The organism is Streptomyces sp. NPDC023527 (genome assembly GCF_055560115.1).
Genome location: NZ_JBVHJJ010000008.1, coordinates 120,169 through 138,285 on the forward strand (window position 1 = coordinate 120,169; position 18,117 = coordinate 138,285).

The following is an 18,117-nucleotide window of genomic DNA, read 5'->3' on the forward strand; positions in this document are numbered from 1 at the left end:
GCAAGCCTGCCGGGCGCGTCGGGCCGCGGTGACCGTGTTCACCCCACCGGCAGCTCCCTTCGGTCGCGGACCGGGCCGTGGAGGAGGAGCAGGGCGCACAGGGCGTTGCCTGTGTAGAGGGTCCATAGGGCGCCGCGGTCGCCCAGGGCGGTGGCGAGGGTGCCGCCCAGGAGGCTGCCGACCGGGACCGTTCCGTACATGATGAAGCGGATGCCGGCGCTGATCCGGCCGAGCATCTCGGGCGGGCAGTACGCCTGCCGGAAGCTGACGATGATGACGTTTCCGGCGACGATGCTCGCGGTGAGGCAGAAGTCCCCGACGAGGAAGGCCAGCAGACCCCCGCCGTCCGTGGTGAGCGGGATCAGCAGCCCGAACGGGCCGCCGCAGAAGGCGCAGAGCATGACGGCCCGGGCGGTGCCGACCTTGCGGGCCAGCAGGGGTGAGAGGACGGCGCCCAGCACCCCGCCGAGGCCGACGAGGGCGATCAGTACGCCGATGGTGGCGCCGTCGACGCCGACCGTGCGGCTCAGGAACACGATCGCGAGGGCCTGGGTGCCGGCGAGGAAGAGGTTCATGCCGGCGTCGCACAGCAGGATCGTCCGCAGGAAGGGGTCCCGGAGGAGGAAGGCGAAGCCTTCGCGGATCTCCGGGCCGAGGGCGGGTGTCCGGCGTCGCTCACCGCCCGGTGGGCCCTCGCGGGCCCGGATGCGGGTGAGCAGGAGCGCCGACGCCAGGAAGCTCAGCCCGTCCGCGAGGAACCCGAAGACCGCTCCCCCGGCCTGGACGAGCGCGCCGCCCGCGCTCGGGGCGACGACGTCGGCGGCCGATTCGCTGGTCTGGAGCTTGGCGTTGCCGTCCTCGAGGTCCTCGCGGGGCAGCAGGGCGGGGATGTAGGCGCTGTAGGCGGCGCGGAAGAAGACGTCGGCGGTGCCGGACAGGACGGCCACCATGAGGAGTTGGCCGACCGAGAGGACGTCCAGCCAGGCGGCCGCCCCCACGGACAGGAGCAGCACCGCCGAGACGGCGTTGCACACGATCATCACGGGGCGGCGGCGCATGCGGTCGACCCAGGCCCCGGCGGGCAGGCCGATCAGCAGCCAGGGCACCCACGCGGCGGCGTTCAGCACGCCCATGGTCATCGAGCTCGCGTGGAGGGTGCCCACGGCGATCAGTGGCAGCATCACGCGCGTCGCCGCGCTGCCGGCCTGGCTGATCGACTCCCCCGCCCACAGCAGCCGGAAGTCGCGGTGGCGCAGGGAGCCCTTCATCGGGCCGGCCTGTCCCGGAGGACCGCGCCGATCCGTGCGAGCGGCTCCTCGGCCATCATGTCGCCGTGGGCGCAGGCGAGGTCGTGCCGGTCGACGCGGCCCGTCACGTGGGGCCGCCACGCCTCGGGGCCGCCGTCGTCGGCGTCCGGGTCGAGTGCCGCCGTGAAGAGGGTGACGTCGCCGTGGAAGCGGCCCGGACGATGGTGGTCCGCGAGCGTGCCGTGGTGGCCGAACGCCTCGCCGACGGCCGCGATCACGTCCGTTCCGAGGCCGGCCAGCGGCCCGTCCGGGGCACCGGCCAGCCGGACGAACCCGGCCTCGTCGATGGCGGCGTCCTCCACCGGGCGGCCCAGGGACGCGAGGAGTTCGGCCCGCGTGTCCCCCTGGGGGCGTTCCGCCGCGTCCGCGTCGGCGGGGTAGCCGTCGAGCATCACCAGTTCGGCGACCTCCGCGCCCTGCCTTTGGAGATGGACCGCCATGGCGTGCGCGACGACCGCGCCGAACGACCAGCCGAGGAGGTGGTACGGGCCGGCCGGCTGGACCGTACGGATCAGGTCGGCGTAGTCCTCCGCCATGGCCTCGACGCTCACCGGCCGGGCGGCCGGGTCGCGCAACGCCCGTGTCTGGAGGGCGTACACCGGCCGGTCGGGGTCCAGGTGTCCGGGCAGCCCCGAGTACACCCAGCCGATCCCGGCCCCGGGGTGCACACAGAACAGCGGGGGCTTCCCACCGCCGGACCGGAGGGGGATCAGGGGCGCGAGCGAGTCGTGCGCGTCGTCCGCCGCGAGCCGCGCGGCCAGTCCGGCCGCGGTGGGCGCCTGGAAGAGGTCCTGGATGCCGAGCCCGGCCCCGAGCGCCGTCCGGGCGCGGGAGATGAGCCGGGCGGCGAGCAGGGAGTGGCCGCCGAGGTCGAAGAAGCTGTCGTCGACGCCGACTTCGCTCAGGCCCAGCACCTCGGCGAACAGGGCCGCCAGCGTCGCCTCCTCGGGCGTGCGGGGCGCGCGGGAGGGCGATCCTGGCGCGTGGTCGGGGCGCGGCAGCGCGGCCCGGTCCAGCTTGCCGTTCGGTGTCAGGGGGAAGGACTCCAGCACGGCGAACGCGGACGGCACCATGTGTTCCGGCAGCACGGACGCCAGTTCCCGGCGCAGGGTCGCCACGTCGACCGTACGGCCGCCCGCGGGTACGACGTGGGCGACGAGCCGCTTGCCACCGGGGCCGTCCTCGCGGACGCTCACCGCGGCCGCGGCCACTTCGGGGACCCGTACGAGAGCGGCCTCGATCTCACCGGGCTCGACGCGGAAGCCCCGGATCTTCACCTGGTCGTCCGCCCGGCCGAGGAACTCCAGGGCGCCGTCGCGGTCCCACCGCGCCAGGTCGCCCGTGCGGTACATCCGCTCGCCCGTGGCGAACGGGCACGCAACGAAACGCTCCGCCGTCAGGGCGGGCCGGTGGAGATAACCGCGGGCCAGTCCGGCGCCGGCGATGTAGAGCTCGCCGGGCACGCCGGGCGGCACGGGGCGCAGTGCCGCGTCGAGGACGTACGCCCGTGTGTTGGCGATCGGCCGGCCGACCAGGGGGTGGGCGCCGGCGGCCAGTTCCCACGACAGGGCGTCGACCGTGCACTCGGTCGGGCCGTAGAGGTTGACGCCGATCATGCCGTCCAGCTGCCGCAGCCGGTGCCACAGGGCGGGGCCGGCGGCCTCGCCGCCGAGCAGCAGGACCCTGGGGGGCCGGTCGGCCAGTCCTTCCTCCAGGAGTTGTTCGGCGTGGGTGGGCGTGACGTCGACGACGTCGATGCGGGCGTCGGCGATGTGGCGCACCAGGGCGCCCGCGTCCCTGCGGACGTCGTCGCCGATGAGGTGCAGTTCGTGGCCGGCGACCATCCAGAGCAGGTCGTCCCAGGAGGCGTCGAAGGACAGCGAGGTCGTCAGGGCCACGCGCAGCCGTCGGCCGCCGGTGGCTTCCTCGGCGCGGTCGATGATGCCGGCGCGGTGGAAGGCGTAGAGGTTGCGCAGTGCCGCGTGGTCGGTGACGACGCCCTTGGGTCGGCCGGTGGAGCCTGAGGTGTGGATGATGTACGCGGCGTTGCCGGGCAGCACCGCGCGTCCGAGGTCGCCCGGGGACTCGGCGGCGACGGCGGGGTCGTCCGCCAGTACCCGGGGGGTGTCGCCGAGCGGCAGGCGATCCGCCGTGGTGGTGTCCGTGACGACGAGGGCGGGAGCCGCGTCGGCCAGCAGGTGGGCGATGCGCTCCGCCGGGTAGCCGGTGTCGACGGGCAGGCAGGCGGCGCCGGACTTGAGGACGGCGAGCAGGGCCACCACCGATTCCTCGGACCTGGGCAGCGCCACCGCCACCACGTGTTCGGGCCCCGCGCCCACGCGCACCATGCGGCGGGCCAGCCGGTTGGCCCTGGCGTTGAGCTCGTGGAAGGTCAGCGCCGTCTTCCCGTGCACGACGGCCGTGGCCTGGGGTGTGCGTGCCGCCTGGGCCTCGAAGAGCTCCGGTACGGTCGCGTGGGGCACCGGCAGCCCGGTGTCGTTCCACCGCGCCAGCATCCGGTCGCGCTCCTCGGGCGACAGCGGGTCCGCCGCGCTCACCGGCCGCGCCGGGTCGGCGGCGAGGCCGCCCAGCACCCGCGCCAGGGCCGCGGCAAGGGCGCCCGCCGTCCGTGGGTCGAAGAGGTCGGCCGCGTAGTCGAGCGAACCGCTGATCCCGGCCGGCCCGCCCTCGGCGTCCCGCCGTTCCTGGACGTCGACGGTGAGGTCGAACTGCGCGGCGTCGAAGCGGAGGGGTTCGTCGCGCACGTCGAGGCCGGCGAGGGCCGGGGTGTCGTCGGCGGACTCCTGGAGCTGGAGCATGACCTGGAAGAGGGGGTGGCGGGCGAGGGAGCGGTCGGGGTTGAGGGCCTCGACGACACGCTCGAAGGGCACGTCCTGGTGCTCGTACGCCGCCAGATCCCCCTCCCGCACACGGGAGAGCAGGTCCACGAAGCTGGGGTCACCGGAGACATCCGTGCGCAGGACAAGGGTGTTGACGAAGAAGCCGACCAGATCGTCCAGCGCCTCATCCGCACGACCCGCCACCGGCGTACCGAGCGGGATGTCCGTACCGGCCCCGAGCCTCGACAACAGCACCGCCAGACCCGCCTGCAACACCATGAACAACGTACAGCCGCTCGACCGCGCCAACTCCACCAGCCGGCCATGCAGCGCGGCATCCAGCTCCACCGGCACCGAACCACCCGCATGACTCGCGACCACCGGGCGCGGCCGGTCGAGGGGCAGGGCCAGTTCGGCCGGAGCGCCCGCGAGTCGCTTCCGCCAGAAGTCGAGCTGCCGGGAGACGACGCTTTCCGGGTCGGACTCCTCGCCCAGCAGTTTTCGCTGCCACAGGGTGTAGTCCGCGTACTGCACCGGCAGCGGCTCCCACTCCGGGCCGCTTCCGCGCCGGCGGTCCTCGTACGCCCGCGCCAGGTCGTGGAAGAGCGGCCCCCACGACCAGCCGTCGAGCGCGATGTGGTGGACCACGAGGGCCAGTACGTGCTCGTCCTCGCCCAGCGCGAAGAGCGTGGCCCGTACCGGGGGCCGGTCGGCGAGGTCGAACTCCTCGGCGACCAGCCGCTCCAGGGCCTCGCCCGGCCCACCGTCCACGGCCTCGACGATGTCCAGCTCCACGGTGCCGGTGTCCGTCGGCAGCACCCGCTGGCACGGCTCGCCGTCGATCTCGGGGAAGACCGTGCGCAGGGCTTCGTGTCGGCCGGTGACGTCCGCGAGCGCCGCGCGCAGGGCGGCACGGTCCAGCGGGCCGCGCAGCCGCAGGGCGAACGGGCAGTTGTAGTTGACCCCCTGTCCCGTACGGCTCAGGAACCACAGGCGCCGCTGGGCGAACGACAGGGGCAGCACGGCCGGGCGGTCGGCGGCGCGCAGTGGCGGCCGGGCCGGGCCCGAGCGGTTCAGGCCGGTCGCCAGACCGGCGACGGTCGGGGTCTGGAAGAGGTCACGGATGCCGAGCTCCACGCCGAGCGCCGTCCGGGCGCGGGAGATGAGCCGGGTGGCGAGGAGCGAGTGGCCGCCGAGGTCGAAGAAGCTGTCCTCGGCGCCGACCTCGGGCAGCCCCAGGACCTCGGCGAACAGGCCCGCCAGAATGTCCTCGCGCGGTGTGCGCGGCGCACGGGAGCCCGCCCCCGCCGCGTAGTCGGGGCGCGGCAGTGCCTTGCGGTCCAGCTTCCCGTTCGGCGTCACCGGGAACGACTCCAGCACCACGAACGCCGACGGCACCATGTGGTCGGGCAGCGTCGCCGACAGCTCCCGGCGCAGACCGGCCGCCTCGACCGTACGGCCGGCCACCGGCACGACGTAGGCCACCAGCCGCTTCCCGCCGGGGCCGTCCTCGCGGGCCGTGACCGCCGCCTGCGCCACGCCCGGCATCCGGGACAGCGCCGCCTCGATCTCCACCGGCTCGACGCGGAAGCCCCGGATCTTCACCTGGTCGTCCGCCCGGCCGAGGAACTCCAGGGCGCCGTCGCGCCCCCACCGCACCAGGTCGCCCGTGCGGTACATCCGCTCCCCCACCGCGAACGGGCAGGCCACGAACCGCTCCGCCGTCAGGGCCGGCCGGTCGAGGTGGCCGCGGGCCAGGCTCACGCCGGCGATGTACAGCTCGCCCGCGACGCCGGGCGGCACGGGCCGCAGCGACGCGTCGAGTACGTGGACGCGCGTGTTGTCGAGGGGCAGGCCGACCAGCGGGGATTCGCTGCGGGCGGCGTCCCACCACAGGGCGTCGACCGAGCACTCCGTCGGACCGTAGAGGTTGTAGCAGAGCATGTCGTCGGCTTCCCGGACCCTCGTCCACAAGGTGGCTCCGGCGGCCTCGCCGCCGAGCAGGAAGACCCGGGGGCGGTGGGCGGGGTCGGCCAGCAGACCTTCCTCGACGAGCTGTTCGGCGTAGGTCGGCGTGACGTCGAGCACCTCGATGCCGACCTCGGCGATGTGCCGGGTCATCGCGCCCGCGTCGCGGCGGATGTCGTCGCCGATGACGTGCAGTTCATGCCCGGCGACCATCCACAACAGCCCTTCCCAGGACGTGTCGAAGGACAGCGAGGCCGTCAGCGCCACCCGCATGGGCCGGGGTCCGTACGTCTCCTCGGCGTGGGCCATGACGCCGGTGCGGTGGTGGGCGTAGAGGTTGCGCAGCCCGGCGTGGTCGATGAGGACGCCCTTGGGGCGGCCGGTGGAGCCGGAGGTGTAGATGACATAGGCGGCGTTCCCCGGCAGGACGTCGAGCCCGAGGTTCTCGTGCGGGCGCCGCGCCGTCGCCGGGTCGTCGACCAGCACCCGCTGGGCGCCGCCCGCCGCCGGGAGGGTCGCGGCGGTGGCCGAGTCGGTGACGACGAGCGCGGGGGCCGCGTCCTCCAGGAGGAGGGCGATGCGCTCGGCCGGGTATTCCAGGTCGACGGGGACGAACGCCGCGCCGGCCTTGAGCACGGCGAGCAGGGCCACCACCGATTCCTCGGACCTGGGCAGGGCGAGGGCGACGAGGCTCTCGGGCCGCGCGCCGTGCTCGACCAGGGCGCGGGCCAGGCGGTTGGCCCGCGCGTTGAGCTCGGCGAAGGTCAGCGCGGTGCCGCCGTGCACGACGGCCGTGGCGTCCGGCGTCCGCGCGGCGCGCTCCTCGAACAGCTGCGGGAGCGTCGCCTCGGGGACGGGGCGTGTGGTGTCGTTCCAGCCCACCAGGACCCGCTCGCGGTCCTCGTCGGACATCGGCTCGGTCGCGCCGACCGGGCGCAGCGGGTCGGCCGCCAGCTGGCGCAGCACCCGGGGGAGGCTAGCGGCCAGGCTCTCGGCGGTCTCCGGGTCGAAGAGGTCCGCCGCGTATTCGAGGGAGCCGGTGACGCCGGCCGGGGTGCCCTCGGCTGCCTGGTGCTCCTGGAAGTCGACGGTCAGGTCGAACTTGGCGATGTCCCAGCCGACCGGCTGCTCCTCGGCCACGACGCCGGGCAGGCTCAGGGCCGTGCCCGAGCCGTTCTCCAGCGTCATCATGACCTGGAAGAGGGGGTGGCGGGCGAGGGACCGGTCGGGGTTGAGGGCCTCGACGACACGCTCGAAGGGCACGTCCTGGTGCTCGTACGCCGCCAGATCCCCCTCCCGCACACGGGAGAGCAGCTCTACGAAGCTGGGGTCACCGGAGACGTCCGTGCGCAGGACGAGGGTGTTGACGAAGAAGCCGACCAGATCGTCCAGGGCCTCGTCCGCACGACCGGCCACCGGCGTACCGAGCGGGATGTCCGTACCGGCCCCGAGCCTCGACAACAGCACCGCCAGACCCGCCTGCAACACCATGAACAACGTACAGCCGCTCGACCGCGCCAACTCCACCAGCCGGCCATGCAGCGCGGCATCCAGCTCCACCGGCACCGAACCACCCGCGTAACTCGCCACCACCGGGCGCGGCCGGTCGTAGGGCAGGGTCAGTTCGGAGGGGACGCCCGCGAGTTCCTCCTGCCAGAAGTGGAGCTGCTGGGTGAGCACGCTGTCCGGGTCGTCCTCCGCGCCCAGCAGCTCGCGCTGCCAGAGCGTGTAGTCGACGTAGCGGACGGGCAGCGGCTCCCACAGCGGGGCGGTGCCGGAGCGCCGTGCCGCGTACGCCTGCGAGAGGTCGCCCAGCAGAGGCTCCCACGACCAGCCGTCGCAGGCGATGTGGTGGATGACGAGGGAGAGCACGTGCTCGTCGGCCGAGAGGGTGAAGAGCTCGGCGCGTACGGGCAGTTCGACGGTGAGGTCGAAGACGTGTCCGGCGGCCTCGGCGAGGGCGGTGGGCAGCAGGTCTCCGGTCGTCGCGACGGTCGCCAGGCGGGGCCGTCGGTCGAGGACGCGCTGCACCGGTTCGCCGTCGGACTCGGGGAAGACCGTCCGCAGGAGTTCGTGGCGGTCGGCGACGTCCTCCAGCGCGGCGGCGAGGGCGGCGCGGTCGAGCGGGCCGCGCAGGCGGACCGCCAGCGGGCAGTTGTAGGCGGCGCCCGTCTCGGCCATGCGGTTGAGGAACCACAGCCGGCGCTGGGCGAAGGACACAGGGAACACGGGATCTCCTTGGTGTGCGCGCACTCGACGGATCAGAGGGCCGAGCGGCGCAGCGCGGGGCGCGCCTTCGGTGCGGCGGTCAGGTGGGCGGCGACGCCGGCCGGGGTGGGGTGCTGGAAGACCTGGCGGATGCGCAGCTCCAGGCCGAGCTCCGCCCGGACCCGGCTGATGAGCCGGGTCACTTGGAGGGAGTGGCCGCCGAGGGCGAAGAAGTTGTCGTCGGGGGCGACGGAGTCGACCTCCAGCACTTCGGCGAAGAGTGCGCACAGCGCCTGCTCGGTGGAGCTGCCACCGGTGCGTTCGTCGGCGGCGGGAGCGGCGGCGGGCGCTTCTTCGGTGGTACGGGCGGCCGGGCGCGGGGCCGGCAGTCCGGTGAGGGCGCTGAACGGCCGGGTGGGGTCGGCGGCGACGGTGCCGAGCAGCAGTGCGAGGTCCTCGGCCAGGTGTCGTGCCGTGTCTGCGGTGAACAGCTCGGTGGCGTAGGTCAGTTCGCCGTGCAGCCCGTCCGGTGTCCCGTCGGCGCCGTGGCGTTCCGCCATGTCGAGGGTGAGGTCGAACTTGGCGACGCCGAAGGGAACCGGGTGGGGCGTGGCGGTCAGTCCGGGCAGCGTCAGGCCGTCGGCGGGCGTGTTCTGGAGCTGGAGCATGACCTGGAAGAGGGCGTGGCGGGCGAGGGACCGGTCGGGGTTGAGGGCCTCGACGACACGCTCGAAGGGCACGTCCTGGTGCTCGTACGCCGCCAGGTCCGCCTCCCGCACACGGGAGAGCAGCTCTACGAAGCTTGGGTCGCCGGACACATCCGTGCGGAGCACCAGGGTGTTGACGAAGAAGCCGACCAGGTCGTCCAGGGCCTCATCCGCACGACCGGCCACCGGCGTGCCGAGCGGGATGTCCGTACCGGCCCCGAGGCGTGACAGCAACACCGCCAGACCCGCCTGCAACACCATGAACAACGTGCAGCCATTCGACCGCGCGAGTTCCGACAAGCGCCCGTGGAGCTCAGGGCTCAGTTCCACCGGCACCGAACCGCCCGCGTAACTCGCGACCGCCGGGCGCGGCCGGTCGAAGGGCAGGGCCAGTTCGGCCGGAGCGCCGGCGAGCCGCTTCCGCCAGAAGTCGAGCTGCCGGGAAGCGACGCTTTCCGGGTCGGACTCCTCCCCGAGCAACTCCCGCTGCCACAGCGTGTAGTCCGCGTACCGCACCGGCAGCGGCTCCCACTCCGGGCCGCTCCCGCGCCGACGGTCCTCGTACGCCCGCGCCAGGTCGCGCAGCAGGGGTTCCATGGACCAGCCGTCGGAGGCGATGTGGTGCATCACCAGGAGCAGGACGTGCTCGTCCACGCCCAGGCGGTGCAGCCGTGCCTGGAGAGGTGGTTCGGCCGCCAGGTCGAAGCGGTGGGACGCCAGGGCCTCGGCGGCCCCGGCCAGCTCCGCCTCGGTGACGTCCGTGGTCCTGAGCTCGGGGCGGGCCTCGTCCGGGGACAGGACGCGCAGGGCCGGGCGGCCGTCCACCTCGGGGAACAGGGTGCGCAGTGTCTCGTGCCGGGCGACCACGTCGGCCAGTGCCGCGGAGAGCGCGGTGTCGTCCAGGGTGCCGTGCAGCCGGACGGCGAACGGCATGTTGTAGGTGGCGGCCTGTTCCTCGGCCTGGTGGACGAACCACAGGCGGTGCTGGGCGAAGGACAGCGGCGGGTTCTCCGGGTGCTGCCGGTGGGTCAGCGGCGGCCGGGCGTGTTCGGCGCCGTCGGCCAGTTCTGCGAGGGCGGCGGGGGTCCGGGCCCGGAACAGGTCGCGCAGGCCGATCTCCACGCCGAGCGCCGTACGGATCCGGCTGGTGAGCTTCGTCGCCAGCAGTGAGTGCCCGCCGAGGTCGAAGAAGCCGGCGTCGGCGCCGACGGTGTCGAGGCCGAGGACCTCGGCGAAGAGTCCGCAGAGGATCTCCTCGCGGGGTGTGCGGGGCGCGCGGCCGGTGGTGCCGGTCCGGTCGGGGGCGGGCAGGGCCCGGTAGTCGACCTTGCCGTTGGGTGTCAGCGGGAGCTCGGCGAGGGTGATGACGGTGGCGGGCACCATGTAGTCGGGAAGGGTCGCCGCGAGGCGGTCGCGCAGGTCGTCGGCCCGGAGGTGCTCGCCGACGGCGTAGGCGACGATCGCCTTGTCCCCGTCGGGGCTCTCGGGCGCGGTGACGACGGCCTGGCGGACGCCCGGGCAGCGGGCCAGCGCGGTCTCGACCTCGCCGGGTTCGACGCGGAAGCCGCGGATCTTCACCTGTTCGTCCGCCCGGCCGAGGAACTCCAGGAGGCCGTCGGGGCGTCGGCGCGCCAGGTCGCCGGTGCGGTACATGCGGCTGCCGGGCCGGCCGTGGGGGTCGGGGACGAAGCGTTCGGCGGTCAGGGCGGGCCGGCCGTGGTAGCCACGGGCCAGGCCGGCGCCGGCGAGGTGGAGTTCGCCGGTGGTGCCGGGCGGGACCGGCCGCAGGTGGTCGTCGAGGATGTAGACGCGGGTGTGGTCCAGGGGGCGGCCGATGGGGACGGGGCGTGTGGTGTCGTGGCTGTCGCGGTCCACGGTGTGGGTCGTGGCGCACAGGGTGATCTCGGTGGGGCCGTAGAGCTGGCGGATCGCGGTGTCGGGGCAGGCGTCGAGGACCCGCCGGACCGCGCCGGGGCTGACGACGTCGCCGCCGGTGAGGACCTCCCGCACGCCGGTGAACAGCTCGGGGCGCTCCTCGGCCACGACGCGGAACAGCCCGGCGGTGAGGTGGATCGCGGTGATGTCCTCCTCGTGGACGAGTCGGCTCAGTTCGGCGACGCCGAGGTCCCCGTCGGGGGCGACGACGACCTCCCTGCCGGAGAGCAGGGGCACCCACAGTTCGTAGTCGGAGATGTCGAAGGCGTGCGGCGCGTGGAAGAGGATCCGCTCGTGGCTGTCGTTCCGCCAGCAGGTGTCGGCCGCCAGGTCGAGGACGTCCTGGTGGGTGACGGCGACGCCCTTGGGGGTGCCGGTGGAGCCGGAGGTGTGCATGATGTACGCGAGTTGGGCGGTGAGCACGACGGGTGCCGGGGTGCCGTCGGCGGTGGGCGCGGGAGCGAGGTCGGCCCGTACGACGTGCGGGGCGTTCAGGCCGTCCGCGGCGGAGGGCTCGTCCACGAGGAGGACCGCGCAGCCGGTGGCGTCGAGGATGCCCTGCATGCGCGCGGCCGGGTAGCCGCCGTGCAGGGGTACGTAGACGCCGCCCGCCTTGAGGACGGCCAGCAGGGCGACCACGACGTGGGGCGAGCGCCTCATGTGCACGCCGACCGGGCTCTCGGCGGTGACGCCCAGTGCCCTCAGGTGGCGGGCGAGGCGGTCGGCGCGGGTGTCGAGCTGCCGGTAGGTGAGGGTGTCCGGGCCGGACCGGAGGGCGACGGCGTCCGGTGTCCGGGCGGCCTGTGCCTCGAAAGCGGCGGGGACGCCGCCGGGCCGGTGCACGGGCGTCCCGGTCGTCGGCAGCAGGTCGTCGCGCTCCTCGGGGGTGAGGATGTCGATGGTCGACAGCGGTCGGCGCGGCTGGTCGGCCGCCGCGCGGAGGATCCGCAGCAGCCGCCCGGTGAACGTCTCGACCGTGCCCGCGTCGAACAGCTCGGTGCTGTACTTCACGACGGTCCGCAGGCGGCCGTCCCGCTCGGTGAATTGGAAGGCGAGGTCGAACTCCGCGACGGCCACGTCGATTTCGGTGGTGGCGCAGTCCAGACCGGGCAGGGCGAGGTCCGGGCCGGGGCCGCGGTGCAGGGTGAGCATGACCTGGAAGAGGGGGTTGCGGGCCAGGGACCTTCGGGGGTTGACCTCCTCGACGACCCGCTCGAACGGCACGTCCTGGTGGGCGAACGCGGCCAGGTCCGTCTCGCGCACCCGGGCCAGCAGCTGGGTGAAGGCCGGGTCGCCGGAGACGTCGGTGCGCAGGACGAGGGTGTTCACGAAGAACCCGACGAGGTCGTCGACGGCCTCGTCGGTGCGGCCGGCGACGACGGTGCCGAGGGGGATGTCGGGCCCGCCGCCGAGCCGCGACAGCAGCACGGCGAGCGCGGCCTGGACGACCATGAACAGGGTGCAGCCATTGGCCTTGGCCAGCGCATCGAGGCGGTCGGCGAGTTCGGGGTCCAGGTCGGTGGTGTACGAGGCCCCGGTGTGGCCGGCGACGGCGGGGCGCGCCCGGTCGAGGGGCGGGGTGACCTCCTCGGGCAGCCCGGCGAGGGCCTCGCGCCAGTACGCCAGCTGGGTGCCGGCGAGGCTCTCGGAGGCGTCGTCGGCCAGGAGTTCGCGCTGCCACAGGGTGTAGTCCGCGTACTGCGCCGCCAGTGGCGCCCACCGCGGCGGGTGGCCCGCGCACCGGGCCTCGTAGGCCAGGGCGAGGTCGCGCAGCAGCGGTTCCCACGACCAGCCGTCGGTGGCGATGTGGTGGACGGCCAGGACGAGGCGGTGCTCGTCGGGGCCGGCCGTGAGCAGGGTGGCGCGTATGGGGGCCTCGACGGCCAGGTCGAAGGGGCGGGTGGCGGCGGAGGCGGCCGCGGTGGCGAGGTCCGGTTCGGGGCGGTCGACGACGAGGAGGTCGACACCGGTCGCGTGGGCGGGCAGGACGCTCTGGCGGGGTTCGCCGGAGACCTCCGGGTAGATCGTGCGCAAGGTCTCGTGGCGGGTGACGAGGTCGCCGAGCGCGGCGCGCAGGGCGCCGACGTCGAGGTCGCCGCGGAGTGTGGTCTCGACCATGCAGTGGTAGGCCGGGCTGGGGCCTTCGAGGCGGTTGAGGAACCACAGCCGGCGCTGGGCGAAGGACAGCGGCAGTTCCCCGGGCCGGTCGGTGCCGCGCAGGGGCCGCCGCGCCCGGCGGGCGCCGTCGGCGCGGGCGGCGAGTCCGGCGACGGTGGGGGTGGCGAACACCTCGCGGATGCCGAGCTCGACGCCGAGGGCGGTACGGGCCTGGGCGACGAGGCGCATGGCGAGGAGGGAGTTGCCGCCCAGAGCGAAGAAGTCGTCCTCGGCGCCGACCTCGGGCAGGCCCAGCACGGTGGCGAAGAGGCCCGCGAGGATCTCCTCGCGTCCGGTGCGCGGCCTGCGCCCGGTGCGGCCGGTGGTGTGGTCGGGGGCGGGCAGGGCCTTGCGGTCGAGCTTGCCGTTGGCGGTCACCGGCAGGGCGGCCATGACGACCACGGCGGACGGCACCATGTGTTCCGGCAGTCCTTCGGCCAGTTCGTCCCTGACCTGGGCGGGCCTGAGTTCGGCGCCGAGGGCGGGCACGGCGTAGGCGACCAGGCGCGGGTCGCCGGGCCGGTCCTCGCGGACGACGGCGGCGGCCCGGTCGACTCCGGTGCAGCGGGCGGTCGCGGACTCCACCTCGCCGAGTTCGATGCGGAAGCCCCGGATCTTGACCTGGTCGTCGGCGCGGCCGAGGTACTCCAGGGTGCCTTGTGCGGTCCAGCGCACGAGGTCGCCGGTGCGGTACATGCGGGTGCCCGGCTCGTAGGGGCAGGCGATGAATCGTTCCGCCGTCAGGGCCGGCCGGCCGAGGTAGCCGCGGGCCAGCTGGACGCCGCTCACGTAGAGCTCGCCGGTGACGCCGGGGGCGACCGGCCGCAGCAGGCCGTCGAGTACGTAGGCGCGGGTGTTGGCGGCGGGCCGGCCGATGGGGACGGTGGTGGCCTCGGGGTCGGGGCGGCAGGGCCACAGGGTCACGTCGACGGAGGTCTCGGTGGGCCCGTAGAGGTTGTGGAGCTCCACGCCGTCGAGGGTGCCGAAGAACGCGGCCTGGGTCTCGGGCGGGAGTGCCTCGCCGCTGCACATCACCCGGCGCAGCGCGGTCGCGGTCGCGGCGGCGGCCGGTTCCTGGAGGAAGGCGCTCAGCATCGAGGGGACGAAGTGGGCGGTGGTGACGGACTCGCGGCGGATGAGGTCGGCAAGGTAGGCGGGGTCCTTGTGGCCGTCCGGCTCGGCGACGACGAGTGCGGCTCCGGTGATCAGGGGCCAGAAGAACTCCCACACCGACACGTCGAAGCCGCACGGTGTCTTCTGCAGGACGCGGTCGTCGGCGGTGAGCGGGTACTCCTCCTGCATCCACAGCAGGCGGTTGACGATGCCGGCGTGGGTGATCTGGACGCCCTTGGGGCGGCCCGTGGAGCCGGAGGTGAAGATGACGTAGGCCGGGTGGTCGAGGGTGAGCGCGGTCGTGGGCGGGTGCGCGGGCAGGCCGGTGGTGGGGGCGTCGAGCGGGAGGACCGGTACGGCCGTGGCCGGCAGGTGCCCGGCGGCCTCGGTGGTGGTGAGCAGCAGGGCCGGCGCGGCGTCGGTGAGGAGGGCGTCGACGCGGCGTGCGGGCTGGCCGAGGTCGATGGGCAGGTAGGCGGCGCCGGCCTTGACCACGGCGTGCAGGGCGACGACGAGGTCGGCGGAGCGGGGGACGGCGACGGCGACGGTGTCCTCGGGGCCGACGCCGTGTGCGATGAGGCGGTGGGCGAGGCGGTTGGCCCGCTCCTCCAGTTGCCGGTAGGTCAGCCGCTCGTCGCGGAAGAGGACGGCGGGCGCTTCGGGGGTGCGGGCGGCCTGTGCGGTGAGCAGCTCGGGGAGGGTGGTGTGCGGTATGGGCCGGGTGGTGGCGTTCCAGTCGTGGAGGACCTGACGGCGCTCCGCCGGGCCGAGGGTGTCCAGGGCGCCGAGGGCGGTGTCGGGGGCCGCGGTCCACTGGTGGAGCAGCCGGGTCAGCCGGGCGGCGAGGGCGTCGGCGCGGGCGCGGTCGAGCAGCTCGGGGCGGTGGCTCAGGCGCAGTTCGAGGCGGGTGCCGGGCTCGACGACGAGGGTGAGCGGGAAGTGCGTGGTGTCGCGGAAGGTGATGTCCATGTCGGGGACGGAGCCCGGCAGGTCGAGGGTGTAGTCGTTCATCGGGAAGTTGTCGAAGACGATGTTGGTGTCGAACAGTGCCTGCGACGAGCCGACGAGGTGCTGGATGTCGGTGAGCCCGAGGTGGTCGTGGTCCATGAGGGAGGCGCGCTGGCGCTGGATGCTCTCGCACAGGGCGGTCAGGGACGCCCGGGGGTCGAGCCGGGCCCGGACGGGCACGGTGTTGATGAGCATGCCGATCATGGTGTCGGCGCCGGGTAGGTCGGCGGGGCGGCCGCCGACGGTGCAGCCGAAGACGACGTCGTCCTGGCCGGTGGCGCCGCCGAGGAGGACGGCCCAGGCGCCCTGGACGACGGTGTTGAGCAGCAGGCCGTGGGCGCGGGCCTGCCCGGTGAGGGCCGCCGTGGCCTCTTCGGTGAGGCGGACGGTGATGTCCTCGGGGGTGCTGCCGGCCGGTGCCGGTCCGGCGGGCGCGAGGTAGGTGGGTTCGCCGACCCCGTCCAGGGCGGCCCGCCAGGCGCGCTCGGCGGCGGGCCGGTCGCGCCGGCCCAGCCAGGCCAGGTAGTCGCGGTAGGGGTGGGCCGGAGGCCGCGCGGTGATCTCGCCCTGCCGGCCGTAGAGGGTGAACAGCTCGCGGAAGAGCAGGGCGAAGGACCAGCCGTCGAGGAGGATGTGATGGGCCGTCACCACGAGGCGGTGGCGTGCCGGGCCGAGGGCGATCGCGGTGAAGCGGAGCAGCGGCGGGCGCTGGATGTCGACGCCGCGGGCCCAGTCCTCGTCCGTGAGCTCGGTGGCGCGGGCCTCGGCCGCATCGAGGGTGAGGTCGGTGAGGTCGATGGTCTGCCAGGCCAGGGGCGCGTCCCGGCGGACGACCTGGATCGGCTCGCCGGTGCGGCGGTCGGTGAAGGTGGCCCGGAGGTTGGCGTGGCGGCGTACGACGGCGTCGGCGGACGCCTTCAGCCGTCCCGCGTCGAGGCTGCCGCGCAGGTCGACGGTGAACTGGGCGATGTAGAGGCTGCGGGCGTCGCGCTCGTACCGCGCGTGGAAGAGCATGCCTTCCTGCAAGGGTGTCAGCGGCAGGATGTCCTCGACGGCCGACCGGGTGTTCTTCATTGCTTCCCCACTCATCAGAATGCTTCCAGCGCGGCTTCGAGGTCGTCGATCTCGTCCTGACCGATGGAGGACAGGACGACATCGGAGGGCGTCAGCCCGCCGGCGTCCGGGCGGCGGGCGTGGGTGACGAGGGCGGTGAGCATGCGGAACCAGGACTCGGCCAGCTCGCGGACCGCCGCCTCGCCGAGCGCGCCCGGCGCCCAGGTCCAGTCGGCCCGCAACGCCGGTCCGTCCGGGGAATCCAGGGTGATGGCGCCGATCTCCACGGCGTGGGCCATGGGCATGCCGGGGGTGACGGAGTCCAGGCGGGCGCCGTACTCGGGCAGGATGTGCCAGTCGCGGTCGCGGTCCTCGGTGAAGCGGCCCAGGTAGTTGAAGCCGATCTCGGCGGCGTCCGCGCCGGCCAGCACCGGGCCGGAGGCCGGGTCGAGGTGGCGGAGCAGGCCGTATCCGATGCCCTTGTCGGCGATGCCGCGCAGGTGTTCCTTGACGCGCGCCAGCGCCTCCCCGACGGTGGGACCGCCGGCACGCACGTCGTGCGCGTCGAACCGGCCGAGGTCGAGGCGTACGGGGAAGACGCTGGTGAACCAGCCGACGGTGCGGGAGACGTCGGCGTCCTCGAAGAGCTCCTCGCGGCCGTGGCCCTCCAGGTCGACGAGGACGCCGGTCTCGCCGTCGGGCGCGTGGTGGTGGCGGTGTTCGGCCAGGGCGAGGGCGAGTCCGGTCAGGAGGATCTCGTTGACGTCGGCGTTCAGCCGCTCGGGCACCGTCGTCAGCAGGGGGCCGGTGGTGTCGACGGGGAGGGTGAGGGCGAGGTGGCCGGCCCGTTCCTCCAGGTCCTGTCCGGGGTCGAGCGGTCGGTCGGTGAGGCGGAGGGTGCCGGGCCGTACGGTGTCGGTCCAGCGCGGGAGTTCGCCGGCCCGCCGCGGTGTGGTCGCCTCCGCCGTGAGCAGGTCGGCCCAGCGGCGGAAGGACGTGGGGACGGGGTCGAGCCGCGGTGTGCGGCCGACCGACACGGCCTCCCAGGCGGTGGCGAGGTCGCCGGTCAGGACGCGCCAGGAGATGCCGTCCACGACCATGTGGTTGATCACCATCGCGAGACGACCGCACCGGTCGCGGCCGGCGTCGTACCAGACGGCCTGGAGTACGGTGCCGTCGCCGAGCGACAGCCGGTCCCTGGCCGCTTCGACCCCCCGCCGCACGAGGCGGGCGGTGTCGGCCTCGGTGAGCCCTTCGGTACTCATCCGGGTGAGGCCCGTATCGGCCCGCACGGCGCCGACGGGCTGGACCACCAGGTGATCGGTGAGGGCGCCGCCGGTCGCCGCGCGCCGCAGCCGCAGCGCGTCGTGGCGGTCGAGGAGGGCCTGGATCACCGTCAGCGCCCGCTCGTGGGTGAGTCCGGCGGGGGTGCGGACGACGACGTACTGGTGGTAGTGGTCGGCGGGGCCACCGCGCTCGCGCAGCCAGTGCATGATCGGGGTCGGCCGCAGCGGGCCGGCGCCGTCGTCGTCACCGGGGCCGGTGGCGGCCTTGGGGGCGGTCCTGGCCACGGCCGCCAGCGCGGCCACGTCGGGCTGGGTGAGGACGTCGCGCACGCCGATCCGCAGGCCCGCCTTGCGGGCTCCGCCGACCAGCTGGACGGCGATGATGCTGTCGCCGCCGAGCCGTACGAAGCTGTCGCCGGGGCCGACGGCGGGGACGCCGAACAGGTCGGCGAGCAGGCCGCACAGGATGGCTTCCCGGGGCGTCAGGGGCGTTGCCACAATGATCCGTTTCCTGTCTTCGATACGGGGATGTCGA

General features: G+C 74.2%; 4 protein-coding genes. All 4 read right to left on the reverse strand.

The window, feature by feature from the left end; all coding sequences use genetic code 11:
* Nucleotides 1–38: 38 nt before the first annotated feature.
* The 4 genes from ACZ303_RS17670 to ACZ303_RS17685 are packed head-to-tail and all read right to left on the reverse strand — an operon-like array spanning nucleotide 39 to nucleotide 18,080.
* Nucleotides 39–1,268: an MFS transporter gene (locus ACZ303_RS17670; protein ID WP_467339860.1), complete on the reverse strand. Its 1,230-nt coding sequence runs from the start codon at nucleotides 1,266–1,268 to the stop codon at nucleotides 39–41.
* Nucleotides 1,265–8,344, reverse strand: coding sequence for an amino acid adenylation domain-containing protein (locus tag ACZ303_RS17675; RefSeq protein ID WP_467339862.1), 7,080 nt, complete (start codon nucleotides 8,342–8,344; stop codon nucleotides 1,265–1,267). Before ACZ303_RS17675 ends, ACZ303_RS17670 begins: the two co-directional genes overlap by 4 nt.
* A gap of 32 nt (nucleotides 8,345–8,376) precedes the next feature.
* A complete protein-coding gene (locus ACZ303_RS17680; RefSeq protein WP_467339864.1) occupies nucleotides 8,377–16,317 on the reverse strand; it encodes an amino acid adenylation domain-containing protein in 7,941 nt (2,646 codons plus the stop codon).
* Between the two features lie 14 nt (nucleotides 16,318–16,331).
* The gene (locus ACZ303_RS17685; protein WP_467339866.1) at nucleotides 16,332–18,080 is read right to left on the reverse strand and encodes a condensation domain-containing protein; all 1,749 of its coding nucleotides are present in this window, start codon (nucleotides 18,078–18,080) and stop codon (nucleotides 16,332–16,334) included.
* Nucleotides 18,081–18,117 lie beyond the last annotated feature (37 nt).

Excerpts from the sequence above, each read along its gene's own strand:
- ACZ303_RS17680 (WP_467339864.1), bottom strand. The coding sequence starts at position 16,317 with ATGAAGAACACCCGGTCGGCCGTCGAGGACATCCTGCCGCTGACACCC.
- ACZ303_RS17670 (WP_467339860.1), bottom strand. The coding sequence starts at position 1,268 with ATGAAGGGCTCCCTGCGCCACCGCGACTTCCGGCTGCTGTGGGCGGGG.